Origin of the sequence: Amycolatopsis sp. VC5-11, from assembly GCF_037034185.1 — a bacterium.
Lineage (GTDB): Bacteria > Actinomycetota > Actinomycetes > Mycobacteriales > Pseudonocardiaceae > Amycolatopsis > Amycolatopsis nivea.
The window spans coordinates 119,142-132,976 of the sequence record NZ_JBAGKF010000007.1 but is presented as its reverse complement, the minus strand read 5'-3'; the positions used below and the strand labels follow the sequence as shown (position 1 = coordinate 132,976).

The 13,835-nt window shown below is 70.2% G+C and carries 11 protein-coding genes; 7 read left to right on the top strand and 4 right to left on the bottom strand.

Features of this window, described 5'->3' with window-relative positions:
- Positions 1 to 3: 3 nt before the first annotated feature.
- Genes WA670_RS22275 through hisD form a run of 3 tightly spaced genes read right to left on the bottom strand, consistent with a single transcriptional unit; the run spans position 4 to position 3,623 of the window.
- A complete protein-coding gene (locus WA670_RS22275; RefSeq protein ID WP_336158748.1) occupies positions 4 to 672 on the bottom strand; it encodes a ThuA domain-containing protein in 669 nt (222 codons plus the stop codon).
- A complete protein-coding gene (locus WA670_RS22270; RefSeq protein WP_336158747.1) occupies positions 669 to 2,249 on the bottom strand; it encodes an APC family permease in 1,581 nt (526 codons plus the stop codon). The genes WA670_RS22275 and WA670_RS22270 overlap by 4 nt, the downstream gene beginning before the upstream one ends.
- A gap of 48 nt (positions 2,250 to 2,297) precedes the next feature.
- Positions 2,298 to 3,623: a histidinol dehydrogenase gene (hisD, locus tag WA670_RS22265; protein WP_336158746.1), complete on the bottom strand. Its 1,326-nt coding sequence runs from the start codon at positions 3,621 to 3,623 to the stop codon at positions 2,298 to 2,300.
- 266 nt (positions 3,624 to 3,889) lie between these two features.
- Between hisD and WA670_RS22260 the strand changes: the two genes are divergently transcribed.
- From WA670_RS22260 to WA670_RS22250, 3 genes are all read left to right on the top strand, one after another.
- Positions 3,890 to 4,939 (top strand): LacI family DNA-binding transcriptional regulator, encoded by a 1,050-nt coding sequence (locus tag WA670_RS22260; RefSeq protein WP_336158745.1) that lies wholly within the window; start codon positions 3,890 to 3,892, stop codon positions 4,937 to 4,939.
- 84 nt (positions 4,940 to 5,023) lie between these two features.
- Positions 5,024 to 6,634 carry a PucR family transcriptional regulator gene (locus WA670_RS22255; RefSeq protein ID WP_336158744.1) on the top strand — a complete coding sequence of 537 codons (1,611 nt, stop codon included), beginning with the start codon at positions 5,024 to 5,026 and terminating at the stop codon, positions 6,632 to 6,634.
- Between the two features lie 289 nt (positions 6,635 to 6,923).
- A complete protein-coding gene (locus WA670_RS22250; protein WP_037814400.1) occupies positions 6,924 to 7,334 on the top strand; it encodes a peptidase inhibitor family I36 protein in 411 nt (136 codons plus the stop codon).
- Between the two features lie 55 nt (positions 7,335 to 7,389).
- Here the strand turns inward: WA670_RS22250 and WA670_RS22245 are convergent, their stop codons facing one another.
- The gene (locus tag WA670_RS22245) at positions 7,390 to 8,523 is read right to left on the bottom strand and encodes a HoxN/HupN/NixA family nickel/cobalt transporter (RefSeq protein WP_336158743.1); all 1,134 of its coding nucleotides are present in this window, start codon (positions 8,521 to 8,523) and stop codon (positions 7,390 to 7,392) included.
- A gap of 335 nt (positions 8,524 to 8,858) precedes the next feature.
- On the opposite strand from WA670_RS22245, the gene mdo reads away from it, so the two are divergent.
- From mdo to mftM, 4 genes are all read left to right on the top strand, one after another.
- A complete protein-coding gene (gene mdo, locus WA670_RS22240; protein ID WP_037814402.1) occupies positions 8,859 to 10,151 on the top strand; it encodes an NDMA-dependent methanol dehydrogenase in 1,293 nt (430 codons plus the stop codon).
- A 67-nt stretch (positions 10,152 to 10,218) separates the two neighbouring features.
- Positions 10,219 to 11,397 carry an AAA family ATPase gene (locus WA670_RS22235; protein WP_037814404.1) on the top strand — a complete coding sequence of 393 codons (1,179 nt, stop codon included), beginning with the start codon at positions 10,219 to 10,221 and terminating at the stop codon, positions 11,395 to 11,397.
- 10 nt (positions 11,398 to 11,407) lie between these two features.
- The gene (locus WA670_RS22230; RefSeq protein ID WP_275291917.1) at positions 11,408 to 12,919 is read left to right on the top strand and encodes a VWA domain-containing protein; all 1,512 of its coding nucleotides are present in this window, start codon (positions 11,408 to 11,410) and stop codon (positions 12,917 to 12,919) included.
- Positions 12,916 to 13,833: a mycofactocin oligosaccharide methyltransferase MftM gene (mftM, locus tag WA670_RS22225; protein ID WP_336158742.1), complete on the top strand. Its 918-nt coding sequence runs from the start codon at positions 12,916 to 12,918 to the stop codon at positions 13,831 to 13,833. The genes WA670_RS22230 and mftM overlap by 4 nt, the downstream gene beginning before the upstream one ends.
- Positions 13,834 to 13,835 lie beyond the last annotated feature (2 nt).

Genomic DNA, 13,835 nt, shown 5'->3' with positions numbered 1-13,835 from the left:
GGTTCAGGCGGTGCGGCGCGCGGCCCAGGCGAAGCCCTGCGCGCACAGCCGGGTGACATCGGGGTGCTGCAGGTCGTCCAGGTCGTGGCCGACGGCGCTGTAGAACACCCGGCCGGCGCCCCAGGTCCGCGTCCAGGCCTGCGGCATCCGCCGCCCGGCGAGCCACGGGACGTGCTCGCCGGTGAACTCGGTCTCGGCGAGCACGTGGTTGTTCGGGTCGAGCGACAGGTAGTACTGCTCGGACGCGACGTCGAAATCCGCCACCCCGCGGGTGATCTCGCTGTCGCGGTCCACAATGGACACCCGGTACGGGTCCTTCACGCCCTCCCCCGCCGGGTGTTCGAGGAAGCTGCCGCCCAGCATCAGGTGGTAGCGGATGCTGGTGCGGAACGCTGCCGCGGCGCCGTGCCAGGCGGCGATCCCGGTGCCCGCTTCGACCGCGTGCAGCAGGCCGTCCTCCTGCGCGACCGAAAGCCCTTCGGACAGCAGCGCGTTGTTCCAGTTGAGGGCGATGAGGTCGTAGCCGGTGAGGTCCGCGTCGAGGGCGAAGACGTCGTTGGTCTGGTCGACGTCGAAGCCGAGTTCCTTGAACAGCGGCAGCGCCCACTCGTTCGCGATCTCGTAAGGCTTGTGCCCCGGCCAGCCGCCGTAGAGGTACAGGACCCTGGTCATGCTTCGCTCCTTTCCGCGGAGGCCGCCGAAGCGGCGCGGTCGCGCAGCCGCTGCGCGATTTCCAGTGCGTCGCCTTCCGGCGCGGTCGACTTCCGGTCCGGCTTCGCCGTCAGCAGGTACACCAGGCCCACGGCCGACACGACGAGGAAGCCGATCAGCGCGATCCAGCGGTCCGCGAAGGACGCGTTCGGGTCCCCGGTCGGCGCGGCGAGCAGAATCATCGCCAGCACGCCGTAGACGAGCGCGGCGACATTCACCGCGAACCCGTACCGGCCGAGCGACCACGCTCCCGCCGGGCGCCAGCCCTTCAGCCGCATGCGCAACGCGGCGAGCACGACCATCTGGAACGCGGCGTAGCCCGCGAGCACCTGGAACGCGGCGATCCGCACCAGCGAATCCGGCGAGAAGTAGACGAACACGAAGATCAGCAGCGGGGCGACATTGACCGCGAGCAACGCGTTCCGCGGCACCCGGTAGCGGCTCGTCACGCGGGAGAAGATCCGCGCGCCCGGGAACATCTCGTCGCGGGCGAAGGAGAACACGATCCGGCTCGCCGCCGCCTGCTGGCTCATCACGCCCGCGATGAACGACGTCAGCGCGACGAGCAGGATCAGCTTCGTGCCGACGGTGCCGACCGAACTCTGCAGGATCGCGGGGATCGGGTTGGTGTCGGAACCGGTCAGGACGGCTTCGAGGTCGGGCGCGGCCAGCGCGTAGCCGGCGAACGCGAGCAGCGCGGCGAGCCCGCCGACGACGACGGTGAGCTGCATGGCCTTCGGGATGCTCCGGGCCGGATTGGGCACCTCCTCCGCGATCTCTCCGCAGGCCTCGAAGCCGTAGTAGAGGAACAGGCCGACCAGCGAAGCCGCGACGAAGGCCGCGAAGTAGCTGCCCGGGTGGCTGGCCGAACTGCCGTGGAAGAAGATCGAGACCGGGTTGCGCCGCTGGAACAGCAGCAGGTACAGCCCGACCAGCACGATGCCGATCAGCTCCGCGGCGAGGCCGATCTTCGAGATCAGAGCGAGCACCCGGGTGCCGAAACTGTTGCACACCAGGCAGACCGCCGTCACGGCGACCGCGATCAGCAAGCGCTGCAACGGTGTCGAGGCCACGCCGGGGTGCTGCGCGGTGCCGCCGAAGAGGCTGGCCACGAAGTCGGAGCTGAACAGCGCGGTGCTCGTGATGCCGATGGTGATGCAGCAGATGTAGGTCCACGCGGTGAACCAGGCGTACCTGCCGTTCCAGAGCCGGCGCGCCCATTGGTAGAGACCGCCGGCGAGCGGGAACTGCGACACGATCTCGCCGAACACGAGCGCGACGAGCAGCTGCCCGAGTCCGATGAGGACGATCCAGAACACGGACGGGCCGCCCGCGGTGGACAACCCCACCGCGAACAGCGACAGGACCCCGACCAGCGGGGACAGGTAGACGAAGCCGAGGGCGAAGTTGCCCCAGAGGCTGACTTTGCGGTCGAAGCGTTGTTCGTAGCCGAGCGCGGCGAGCAGTTCGACGTCCTCCGCGGACGCGACCGGCCCGCTGGGCGGCGGGGTCGTGGGGGTTTCGTGTGTCGGGGTCATCGTCGACCTCCGGATCGGGATCGGGCGGGCAAGGGGAAAAGGCGCCGGTCAGGCGCGGCCGAAAACGTGGTCGGTCCAGTCCAGGGCGGCCGAACCGAAACGCGCGGCCCGGATGTCGCCCGAGCGCGCGTGCCCTTCGAAGTTCTCCAGCCGGGACGCGCGGCCGCACAGCGCGCCGAGTTCGGCGCTCGCGGCCGGGTCCTGGACTTCCTGGTAGGTAACGGTTTTCAGGTACTTGCCGACCCACAGGCCGCCGGTGTAGCGCGCGGCCTTGCGCGTCGGCAGGACGTGGTTGGTGCCGATCACTTTGTCGCCGTAGGCGACGCACGTCTTGTCGCCGAGGAAAAGCGCGCCGTAATTGCGCATCGCGGAGAGCGCGGCACGCGGGTGTTCGGTGAGGATCTGGACGTGCTCGCTGGCGTATTCGTCGGCGAGGGCATAGGCGGCGTCGAGATCGGGCACGACGAGGACCTCCCCGTGCTGGCGCCACGCGACCCCGGCGACGTCGCGGGTGGGCAGACCGGGCAGCAGCTCCTCGACCCACCCGATGGTTTCGGTCGCGACCCGGTCCGAGGTCGTGATCAGCACTGCCGGGGAATCCGGTCCGTGCTCCGCCTGCGAAAGCAGATCGGTCGCGACGACGAACGGGGCGGCGCTGTCGTCGGCGACGATCAGGACCTCGGTCGGCCCGGCGAACAGGTCGATGCCCACTTCGCCGAACAGCTGCCGCTTGGCCTCGGCGACGTAGGCGTTGCCGGGCCCGGCCAGCAGGTCGGTCTTGGCGATCGATTCGGTGCCGAGCGCGAGCGCCGCGATCGCCTGGACCCCGCCGAGCACGTAGATCTCGTCGGCGCCGGCGAGGTGCATCGCCGCGATGCTGACCGCGGGCGGGTGGCCGCGGTCCGGCGGAGTCGTCGCGGCGACCCGCCCGACGCCGGCGACCTTCGCGGTCACGACGGTCATGTGCGCGGACGCGGTGAGCGGGTAGCGTCCGCCGGGAACGTAGGCCCCGGCCGCGTCGACCGGGATGTTCCGCTGTCCCAAGCAGACTCCGGGCAGCGTCTCGACCTCGAAGTCGGCGAGCGAATCCCGTTGCGCCTTGGCGAATCCGCGCACCTGCCGCTGCACGAAGCGCAGGTCGTCCAGCACCGTCTCGGGCACCCCGGACACCACGCGCGCGACCTCGTCGGGCCCGAGCCGGAACGACTCCGGGCTCCACGAGTCGAATTTTTCCGACCACCGGCGCACCGCGGCGTCGCCCTCGGACCGGACGTCCTCGATGATCTCCGCGACCGTGTCGGCGATCTCCGGGCGGCCGGCCCGCACCGGCTCCGCCGCGAGCCGCTCCTTCACGATCTTGACCGAAGTGGACACTGCACGCTCCTTGACGAACTGGTCGGCTGCCGTGGATTCGAGAAGGAATTCTGGCTTCGGGCCGCGGCGCGGGACAGGCACAAGCTGTGCAGCGTCCGCCGCGCCGGTTGCACACCCTGGTCCGCCGCGCAGACCGCGCTCACCACCGCCGACGGCACCGTCCGTAGTCCCCACTTCACACCTCTGAACTGCGGTGATACGATTAACTACGAGCGGCAACTCTGACATAGCGCCCCTGCGGCGTCAACGGTCGGGAGAATGACCTGATGGTGACCATGCGCGAGATCGCGCGAGCGGCGGGCGTGTCCCAGGCGGCGGTGTCCTACGCGTACAACCGCCCGGCGAAACTGTCCGAGACGCAGCGGCGGCACATCCTCGACACGGCGGCGCGGCTCGGGTACGCCGGGCCGAATGTGCTGGGCGCGGGGCTGCGCGCGGGCAAGGTCGGCGCCATCGGCGTGATGGTGATGGACAGCCTCGAGTACGCCTTCACCGACCCGTCGACGCGGGCTCTGCTCGAAGGCATCGCGCAGAGCCGCAAGTTCGACGACCACGCGCTGACGCTCGTCCCGCTGCCGCGCTCGCCCGTCGCCGCGGACGACGGGCTGCCCGATCAGGCTGCGCTGCAAGGGATCGTCGACGGCATGATCGTGCACTGCCTGCCGGACGACCACCGGTCCCTGCGGACCTTGCAGTCCCGCGGGCTGCCGATGGTGGTCGTCGACGCGCCGCTGCTGCCCGGCGTGCCGCGGGTGTGCGTCCAGGACCGGCTCGCCGCCCGGGACCAGATGCGGCACCTGCTCAACCTCGGCCACCGGAAGACCGGCGTGCTGGCCGAACGGCTCTCCCCCGACGGCCGCCGCGGCCTCGCCGGACCCGGCCGCCGGGCCGAAGCCACGGAACGGGTGGTGCGCGAACGCGTCGCCGGCTACCTGGACGTCGCCGCCGGGCCGGTCCCGGTGATGGAGGCCGGGGGCTTCGACCGCGCGGCCGGGACCGCCGCCGCGCACGAACTCCTCGACACCGCACCGCTCACGGCGATCGCGGCGACCTCGGACACCATGGCGATCGCGGCGCTGGAAGCCGCCCGCGCACGCGGGTTGCGAGTGCCGGAAGACCTGTCGGTGATCGGGTTCGACGACGCCCCGGACGCCGAGCGCTGGTCGCTCACCACCATGCGCCAGCCGATGCGGGAGAAGGGCCGGATCGTCGCGGAAATGCTGCACGACCTGCTGAACGGACGCACCCCGGCGGAGACGGTCGAACTGCCGGTGGACCTCGTCGTGCGAGAAACCACTGCCGCGCCCGCGGGATAGCCCTTGCGCCGGCGCTGAAACGCTTGCCTCTCCCCCGTTTCCCGCCGAAGAACCGATCGTCCTTTGTTGTGGCTGAGGTGGACCATGCCCGAAATCCTGACCGCGCGCACCGCTTTGCGCCTCGAGGTCTTCCAGCGCACCGTCGCCCGGGTCTACGCCGGTGAGCAGCACCTAGACCGGCCGGTCCGGTGGGTGCACACCGGCGAGATCCCGGACATCCACCGCTTCCTCAGCGGCCACGAGATGCTGCTGACCGCGGGTCTCGGCATGGGCGACACGCCGGAACGGCAACGGGCGTTCGTCAAGCGAGTCGCCGACGCGCGGGCGTCCGTGCTGGTGGTCGAACTGGCGGGGCGGATGTTCGACGAGATGCCCGCCGCCGCGATCGAGGAGGCGGAGGCGGCCGGGCTGCCGCTCGTCGGGCTCCTGGACGAGATCCCGTTCGCCGAAGCGTCGGCACAGGTGCACGAGATGCTGGTCGAGGGCCGGGTTTCGCAGTTGCTCGCGGAAGAAGAAGCCGGGCAGGCGTTTCTCAATCTCCTGCTGTCCGATCAGGACTACCTCGCGATGGTCGAGGAGCTGTCGCGCCGGACGGGAATGCCCGCGGTGCTGGAAAACGTGGCCCACCAGATGCTGGCCTACGCGGGCGCGACCGCCGAATCCGACGCTGTCGCCGAGGACTGGGCAGCGCACTCTCGCGCGATGCACGAACTGCACCGTCCCGCCATCACCGACGGGTCCGCCGCGCCGGTCGCCAAGGCGGGCTCCTTCCGCGAGGTCGCCGCTTGCGCGCGCAGACCTGTCGTCCTGCGCGGCGAGTCCTGGGGCTGGCTGCATCTGCTCCACGGGGCCGCGGCACCCGCTCCAGCCGATCTCCACGCGCTGGAAAGGGCTTCCGCCGCGGTCGCGATCAGCCTGCTCAGCGAACGGGAAAGCGGAGCACGCTCAGCGCAGCGGCAGGGTGCGCTGCTGAACCGCCTCATGCTCGGGGAAATCTCCGGCGAGGACTTCGTCCGCCTCGCACGCACCCTCGGCCGAGACTTGCGCAGCAAGACCCTCGTCGTCTTCGTGTCCGCACTCCGCGATTCGCCCGATCAGTCCCCGGTCCACTCCGCGGACTCCGTCCTGCACGGACTGGACGCGAGCGCCGTCGTCGGAGACCTTGGCGATTTCGCCCTGTCCGTCGTCGCGCCCGGCCGTCGGACGACCGCGGCGGCGATCGAAGCGGCACTCGCCGGAGCCGGACATTGGGGCGGAGTGAGCCGGACCGTCCCGGCGGCAGCGTTGCCCGCCGCGGTCCGGCAAGGCCGCAGCGCCGCGGCGGCAGCCTGCGCGACCTCCGCCGGCCATTTCCTCCATTTCGACGACCTCGGCGCCCTCCGGCTGCTCGTGACGCTCGCCGAAGGCCCGGAGCTCGCCCGCTACGTCGAAGACGAGATCGGCGCGCTCCTCGCCAACGACGCGCAAAGCACGAATCCTCTGCTGCCCACCCTGCGGGCTTTCCTGGACGCGGCGGGCAACAAAGCGCGCGCCGCGGAGATGCTTTTCGTCCAGCGCCGGACGTTGTATTACCGGCTGGATCGCATTTCCGCGCTGCTCGGACTCGACCTGAGCAGCAGCGAATCACAGCAACGCCTTCAACTGGCGGTGCGCGGACACGACCTGCTCCGCCGCCCAGTCGCGCGACGCCCCTAAACGGCTGATTCAGCGGCGGAATCGCCTCACGACAGCCGATTTCGAACGCGGCGCGGGGATCACCGCCGAGATCCCGCGCGACATCTCCCCCGCATCGAACCAGTCCCGCGCCGCCCCTGATCGAGCACGGCTGAGAGATCGCTCCCGCTGGTGGCTCGACCAACCGCGATCTTCATCGGCCTGACCTGCGGGAGGACAGCGCGAGGACGAGACGGGGACGGATCCCGGCAGCGTAGTGCTCGTCCGGTCGCCCGCTCCGGTGGCGACCGCTTCGAGGGGAGAAACCCGCATGCCCACGATCCGCTCCGCAGTGGCGCTCGCGGCCGCCGTGGCCGGCGCCGCCGCCGGCACCGTCCTTGCCGCGGCCCCGGCCTCCGCGGCCACCGCGCCGTGCCCGGCCGGCTACTACTGCTTCTACCAGGACGCCAACTACAACCGCGGCACCACCGGCTGGCATCTCAACTACAACAGCACGCAGTCCGGGGACTTCAACAACCCGCCCGCGTCCAGCGGCAACAAGCGCAACCAGCTGTCGTCGATCATCAACAACGGCAACCGCACCATCTGCGTCTACAACGACGTCGTGCTCGCGCCCGACAAGCTGCTGATCAAGGTCCCGCCGTACGGGGACGTGCCGAACCTGGCCAACATCCCCGGCGCCAACGACAACGCCGACTACTGGAAGCTCAACGCCTGCTGATCCGGAACGCGGGAGCCCTTGCCGAGCAGGGGCTCCCGCATCTTTCCCCAGCGGCTCAGCCAGTCCGATCCGATCCCTCTCCGCGAACGGCTTCCGCACCGGCCGGCACCGGCCATCGCTCTTCGAGCCGCCCCAGTTTCCACACTCCGATCGCGATCGCCCAGCCGAGGACGAACACTCCGACGATCCCGAATCCCATCCGGTTCACGTCGAGTCCGGCGACCCAGTCCCAGAGCCCGCCGGTCAGCCCGAGCTTTTCCGCCAGCACCGACAGCAGTTCGACGGTGCCGACGAGCAGCGCGACCGCGACGGACAGGCCGGTGAGCGTCAGGTTGTAGTAGACCTTGCGCAGCGGCTGTGACAGCGCCCAGCCGTAGGCGTAGTTCATGAACGATCCGTCGATGGTGTCGAGCAGCGACATGCCCGCCGCGAAGAGCACCGGCAGGCACATCACGGCGTACCAAGGGAGTCCGGCGCCCACGCTCGTGCCCGCGAGCACCAGCAGGGCGATTTCGCTGACCGTGTCGAAGCCGAGCCCGAACAGGATGCCGACCGGATAGATCTGCCACGGCGCGGAGATCGCGCGCATCGTCCGACGGAGGATCCGGGTGAGGAAACCGCGGTTCTCCAGGTGCGTGTCCAGTGCCGCCTCGTCGTAGTCTCCCCGGCGCATCCGACGGAAGACGCGCACGATCCCGGCGAGCACGACCAGGTTGACGATGCCGAGCAGCCACAGGAACCCGCCGGACACAACCGTGCCGATCAGGCCGCCGAACGTGCGCAGCGGCGACCCGTCGTCGGTCAGTTCGATGCCCAGCGTCCGGATCCCGGACGCGAGCAGCAGCGTCAGCACGACCACCACGGTGGAATGCCCGAGCGAGAACCAGAAGCCCACCGAGAGCGGGCGTTTGCCCTCGGCGATCAGCTTGCGCGTGGTGTTGTCGATCGCGGCGATGTGGTCGGCGTCGAAGGCGTGCCGCAGCCCGAGCAGGTAGGCGGTCAGCCCGGTTCCCGCGCCGAACACCCCCGCGCCGATCCGATAGTGGCCGGGGACGACGAGCAGGAGCAGCACGCCCCAGCCCACGACGTGCAGCAGGGCGATGAACGCGGCCATCCCGCCGACGTGCGCCCGTTCCCGGCGCGACAGCCGGCGGCGCGCGGCGGGGCGGGTACTCGCGATCGACGTCATCGGGCATCACCTCGGGTTTCGGGCGCGGGCTGGTCCGCCGATCGACGATAGGTCGGCCCGGGCCCGGTTCTCGCCGTGCGATCGGGCGCGCCGTACCTGTCCGGGCGGGCAGGTACCGCGGATTCGCTCGCGGGCCGGGACCGCGCACCTGGCCGATCGGGCAGGCGGGCCCCGTCCGATCGTGCCGAGCGGGGTCTCCGGTCGGCCGGGATCGGCCCGCGCCGGGTTCCCGGACCGCGGTGGCGCGCCTAGCTTTCCGGTTGTCCGTGCTCTTGCCAGAGCAGCCGCCCGCCGCACGCACGTCGCCCGGACGTGCCGAGAGGACCAGTGCGATCATGCAGGTCGATGAGCTGTTGAAACCGTTTCCCATCAAGGAGTTCCACCCGTTCCCGCGGGCGCTGCTCGGTCCCGGCTCGCACGAGCTGATCGGGCCGGAAGCCCTCAAGATGGGGTTCAAGAAGGTGCTCGTCATGACGTCCGGCCTGCGCGGGACGGACATCGTGCACAAGATCGTGGAGTCGATGAAGTACCACGGTCTCGAGGTCGTCGTGTACGACCAGGTGGAGTCGAATCCCAAGGACTACAACGTCATGGACGCCGTGACGCTGTACCAGGAGAACAAGTGCGATTCGTTCGTCTCGATCGGCGGCGGTTCCTCGCACGACGCGTGCAAGGGCGCGCGCATTTCGGTCGCGCACGACGGCCGCAACGTCAACGAGTTCGAGGGCTTCAACAAATCCGAGAACCCGAAGAACCCGCCGCACATCGCGGTTTCCACCACCGCGGGCACCGGTTCCGAGACGTCGTGGGCCTACGTCATCACCGACACCACCACCGATCCGGAGAACCCGCACAAGTACGTGGCGTTCGACGACGCGTCGGTGACCACGCTGGCGATCGACGACCCCGTTCTCTACTACGACTGCCCGATCGACTACACCGCACAGTGCGGTTTCGACGTGCTGGCGCACGCCTCCGAACCGTACGTGTCCCGGCTGAATTTCGAGCCGTCGCTGGGAAACGCGCTGCACGCGATCAAGCTGACCGGCCAGAATCTGCGAGCCGCGGTGTGGAACGGCCAGGACCTCGCCGGCCGCGAGGGCATGATGTACGCCCAGTACATCGCCGCGCAGGCGTTCAACTCCGGCGGACTCGGGATCATCCACTCGATCTCGCACGCGGTGAGCGCGTTCTACGACACCCATCACGGCCTGAACAACGCGATCGCGCTGCCGCGGGTGTGGGCGTTCAACATGCCGGCCGCGTACAAGCGGTTCGCTGACATCGCCGAGGCGCTCGGCGTCGACACCTACGGCAAAACCGACGTGCAGGCCGCCGACGCCGCGCTCGCCGCGGCCATCCGGTTGCTGCGCGACGTGGGCATCCCGGAGAAGTTCACCGACGTCACCTCGGACTCCTACTCGAAGAACCGGCTGGGCCAGGGCCCGACCAAGTACTACGAGCGGGCGAAGGTGATCAAGGGCGACGACGCCGACGTGGACCGCATCACCAACCACGTCCTCGGCGACGCGTGCACCCCGGGCAACGCCAAGGAGTGCACCTTCGACACGGTCCGCCCGGTCGTCGACCACTGCCTCAACGGCGACCTCGACGACCTGCTCGGCTGATCCCGCGCGGCGGGGCTCGCTCCGGCCCCGCCGCGCTTCTTCCCGACTTCGACGCACCGGAGGCGACGTGCCCACCGCAATCCCCGACCACGCCCGGTTCGGCTCGATCGAAGAGGTGGCCGACCGGTTCGCCGGCGCCGGCTACATCGCGGACCGCCGGCTGGCCGCCACCGTCTACCTGATGTCTGCATTGGACAAACCGGTGCTGCTGGAGGGCCCGGCCGGCGTCGGCAAGACCGAACTGGCCAAGACCCTCGCCGCGGTCACCGGCCGCAGGCTGCTGCGGCTGCAGTGCTACGAGGGCCAGGACGAGACGAAAGCCCTCTACGAGTGGGACTACGGCAAGCAGTTGCTCTACATCCAGATGCTGCGCGAGAAAATCGGCGACGTGATCGCCGACGCACCGGACCTGGCCAGTGCGGTCGCCCGGATCGACGCGCAGGACAGCGTGTTCTTCTCCGACCACTTCCTCGCGCCGCGGCCGCTGCTGGACGCGGTGCGCGGCGAGGAACCGGCGGTGCTGCTGATCGACGAGGTCGACCGCGCGGACGAGGCGCTGGAGGCGGTGCTGCTGGAATGCCTTGCGGAGTACCAGGTTTCGGTACCGGAGGTCGGCACCTACGTCGCGAAGGTCCCGCCGCTGGTGGTGCTCACGTCCAACAACACGCGCGACCTTTCCGCCGCGCTGAAACGGCGTTGCCTCCACCTGTTCCTGGACTACCCGGACACTGAACGCGAACTGGAGATCCTGCGTTCCAAGAAAACCGGGCTGCCCGACGCGGCCGCGCGCACGCTCGTCGAGGTGGTGCGGAAGCTGCGCGGGCTGCGGCTGCGCAAGAGCCCGAGCATCTCCGAAACCATCGACTGGGCCCGCACGCTCGCCGTGCTCGGCGTCGAGGAGCTGTCGCCGGAAGTCCTGGCCGAGACGGCGAATGTGGTGCTGAAGTACGAACGCGACCTGGGGCGCGCGTTGCAGGTGCTGCCGGATCTGGTCGACCCGAACCGCGAGCTGCCCGCCGAACTGCCGCACAGCCACGGGCACGGACATGGTCACGGGCATGGCCACCACGACGGCCATTCGCACCACGAGGACGACGGAGGCCGGGCGGCGCGGCTGGCCAAGGACCAGCCCGGCCGCCACGACGAGAACTACTACGGCTCTCCAGGCTCCGGCCCGGCGCAGCGGTCGAGCGGCGGTCAGGGCGGACGGGCGTTCGAGGCGTTCACCCGACGGCGTCCGGTCTGAGGCGGCGGCCGTGGAGAGCAGCCTGCACCGGTTCGTGCGCCTGCTGCGCCTGTTCGGTTTGCGCATGTCGGTTTCCGAGGCGACCGACGCGATGCGCGCGGCCGCCCAGGCCGGGGTTCTCGCCGAGCGCGCCACCCTGCGCGAGGCGTTGCGGATGACGCTGGTCAAGGACCAGCGGGACGACGAACTGTTCGAGGAAGCGTTCGACGCCTACTTCTCGCTGCGGGAAATCGAGCGGCTGCGCGAAGAAACCGGGCACGGGCACGGCCACGACGACCTGTCCGACACCGGCGAACTCGAAACGTTCACCGTCTCGCCGGAGCCGTCCGAAACCCCCGAGCAGGGGCACAGCCACGGCAAGCCCGCCGACATCCGGGACTACTTCGACCAGCAGGACCTGGCCCAGCAGTACAACCTGCACCAGGAAGCGAACAAGATCGACCTGGCCGCGATGACCGACGAGATCGTGCTTTCGAAGGACAGCGCGTCCGGCGGCACGGCCGCGCCGAGCGTGCAGCTGGAAACCTCGTCGCTGCACAACGCCGGGGTGCCGGGCAAACTCGCGCCCGCCACCGGGCGCCGGCTCGACGTCGAGCTGACCGTCGCCCAGGAGAACGCCTTGCTCGGCTGGCTGAACGACGCGGAAGAAGACCTCGCGCAGCTGCCGCCCGGGCTGGCCGGGGTGCTGGAAGACCTCCCGGAACTGCTGCGGCGGCATCTGGAGAAGCTGGCCGAACTCGCCGAAACCGCGGTGGAGACGCGGGTCGTCGAGGCGGCGCGGGCCGAGCGGGTCGACGAACGCGAGCGCGCGCAGCTGGAAGAATCGTTGCGGCGCTTGGCGCACACCCTGCGCGGCGCGCTGACCAGCCGCAAGCGCAACACGTTGCGCGGCCGGGTGCATCCGGCCCGCACGATGCGGCGGAACATGCGCTACGACGGCGTGCCGTTCCGTCCGGTGACAGTCACGCGGGCCGAGGACAAGCCCCGGCTGCTCGTGCTCGCCGACGTTTCGCTGTCGGTGCGCGCCACCGCCCGGTTCACCCTGCACCTGGTGCACGGCCTGCAGTCGCTTTTCGGACAGGTGCGCACGTTCGCGTTCGTCGACGAACCGGCCGAGATCACCGAACTGTTCGCCGAGCACCCGCTCGAACGCGCGCTGGGCCTGGTTTTCGACGGACTGCCCGCGGGCGGACTGCTGGACGTCGACGCGAATTCCGATTACGGACGGGCGTTCGAGCAGCTGATGGAGGACCACAGCGCCGCGCTGAACCGGCGCACGACGCTGCTGGTGCTCGGGGACGGCCGCGGCAACGGCAACGATCCGAAGCTCGAAGTGTTCGAGGAAATCACCCGGCGCGTGCGGCAAACCCTGTGGCTGACCCCGGAACCGCGGTATTCGTGGCGGCTCGGCGGATGCGATCTGCCCGCGTACGCGGAGTTCTGCGACCACGTGCAGGTCGCCGCGGATCTGGCCGGACTCGACCGGGCGGCGTTCCGGCTGGCCGAGGACGTGCTGGGATGACGACGACCGCGCCGAGCACCGCCGGCCGCTTCCTCGACCCGCTCGCCCCCGTCCTCGCCGGGGCGTACTTCGCGCGGCCGCTCGCCGTCGCCCGGGAAACCGCCGGGCAGGACGGCCCCGCCCCGCTGGTACGGACCGAGCACTTCAGCCTGCACAAGGACGGACGCCGGGTGGAACTGCGGCACCGGCTGCGCCCGGAGGACCTCGACAACGACCTGGCCGGGCTGCTGGCCGACGAGCTCTTCGCACCCGGCTGGCTGTCCGGGGCCGAGGTTTTCGAGCACGCTTTCACCGGCGTCGTCAAGTCCACTGTGGACGATCCGATGCGAGCGTGGCTGCGGTTCTACGACAACACTCTCCACCGGATCCGCGCGTGCCTGCGGGAGCCGCCGCGCCTGCCCGGCCGCTCGGTGATCGCCGGATTCGCGCCGGTGTACGAGCACGCGCTGCGCCTCACGCCGCCCGGCCGCGTCCTGGACCTCGGCTCGTGCTTCGGTTTTTTCGCCCTGCTGCTCGCCGGACGCGGCCGCAACGAGGTGGTCGCCTCGGACGTGTCGGCCGGCGCCATGCAACTGCTCGAGGCCTACGCGACGCGGCGGGATCTCCCGGTGGAAACGCTCGTGTGCGACGCGGCCCGGCTGCCGTTGCCGGACGCGTCCGCGGACACCGTGACCTTGCTGCACCTGCTGGAGCACCTGGACCCGGACGTCGGCGAGGAGGTCGTGCGCGAGGCGACGCGGCTGGCGCGCGGGCCGGTGGTGCTCGCCGTGCCGTTCGAGGACGAGCCCGCCGAGGAGTACGGGCACGTCCGCGTCTTCGACCTGCCCGCGCTGCGCCGGCTCGGGGTCCGCTCGGGCCGCCGGTTCAGCGTGCACGAGCACCACGGCGGCTGGCTGATCCTGCATCCCCGCTGACT

What these genes read in the sequence shown, in the direction of transcription:
- mdo (WP_037814402.1), top strand. Translation starts at nt 8,859, where the DNA reads ATGCAGGTCGATGAGCTGTTGAAACCGTTTCCCATCAAGGAGTTCCAC.
- WA670_RS22255 (WP_336158744.1), top strand. Translation starts at nt 5,024, where the DNA reads ATGCCCGAAATCCTGACCGCGCGCACCGCTTTGCGCCTCGAGGTCTTC.
- WA670_RS22270 (WP_336158747.1), bottom strand. Translation starts at nt 2,249, where the DNA reads ATGACCCCGACACACGAAACCCCCACGACCCCGCCGCCCAGCGGGCCG.
- WA670_RS22275 (WP_336158748.1), bottom strand. Translation starts at nt 672, where the DNA reads ATGACCAGGGTCCTGTACCTCTACGGCGGCTGGCCGGGGCACAAGCCT.
- WA670_RS22260 (WP_336158745.1), top strand. Translation starts at nt 3,890, where the DNA reads ATGGTGACCATGCGCGAGATCGCGCGAGCGGCGGGCGTGTCCCAGGCG.
- mftM (WP_336158742.1), top strand. Translation starts at nt 12,916, where the DNA reads ATGACGACGACCGCGCCGAGCACCGCCGGCCGCTTCCTCGACCCGCTC.
- WA670_RS22245 (WP_336158743.1), bottom strand. Translation starts at nt 8,523, where the DNA reads ATGACGTCGATCGCGAGTACCCGCCCCGCCGCGCGCCGCCGGCTGTCG.
- WA670_RS22250 (WP_037814400.1), top strand. Translation starts at nt 6,924, where the DNA reads ATGCCCACGATCCGCTCCGCAGTGGCGCTCGCGGCCGCCGTGGCCGGC.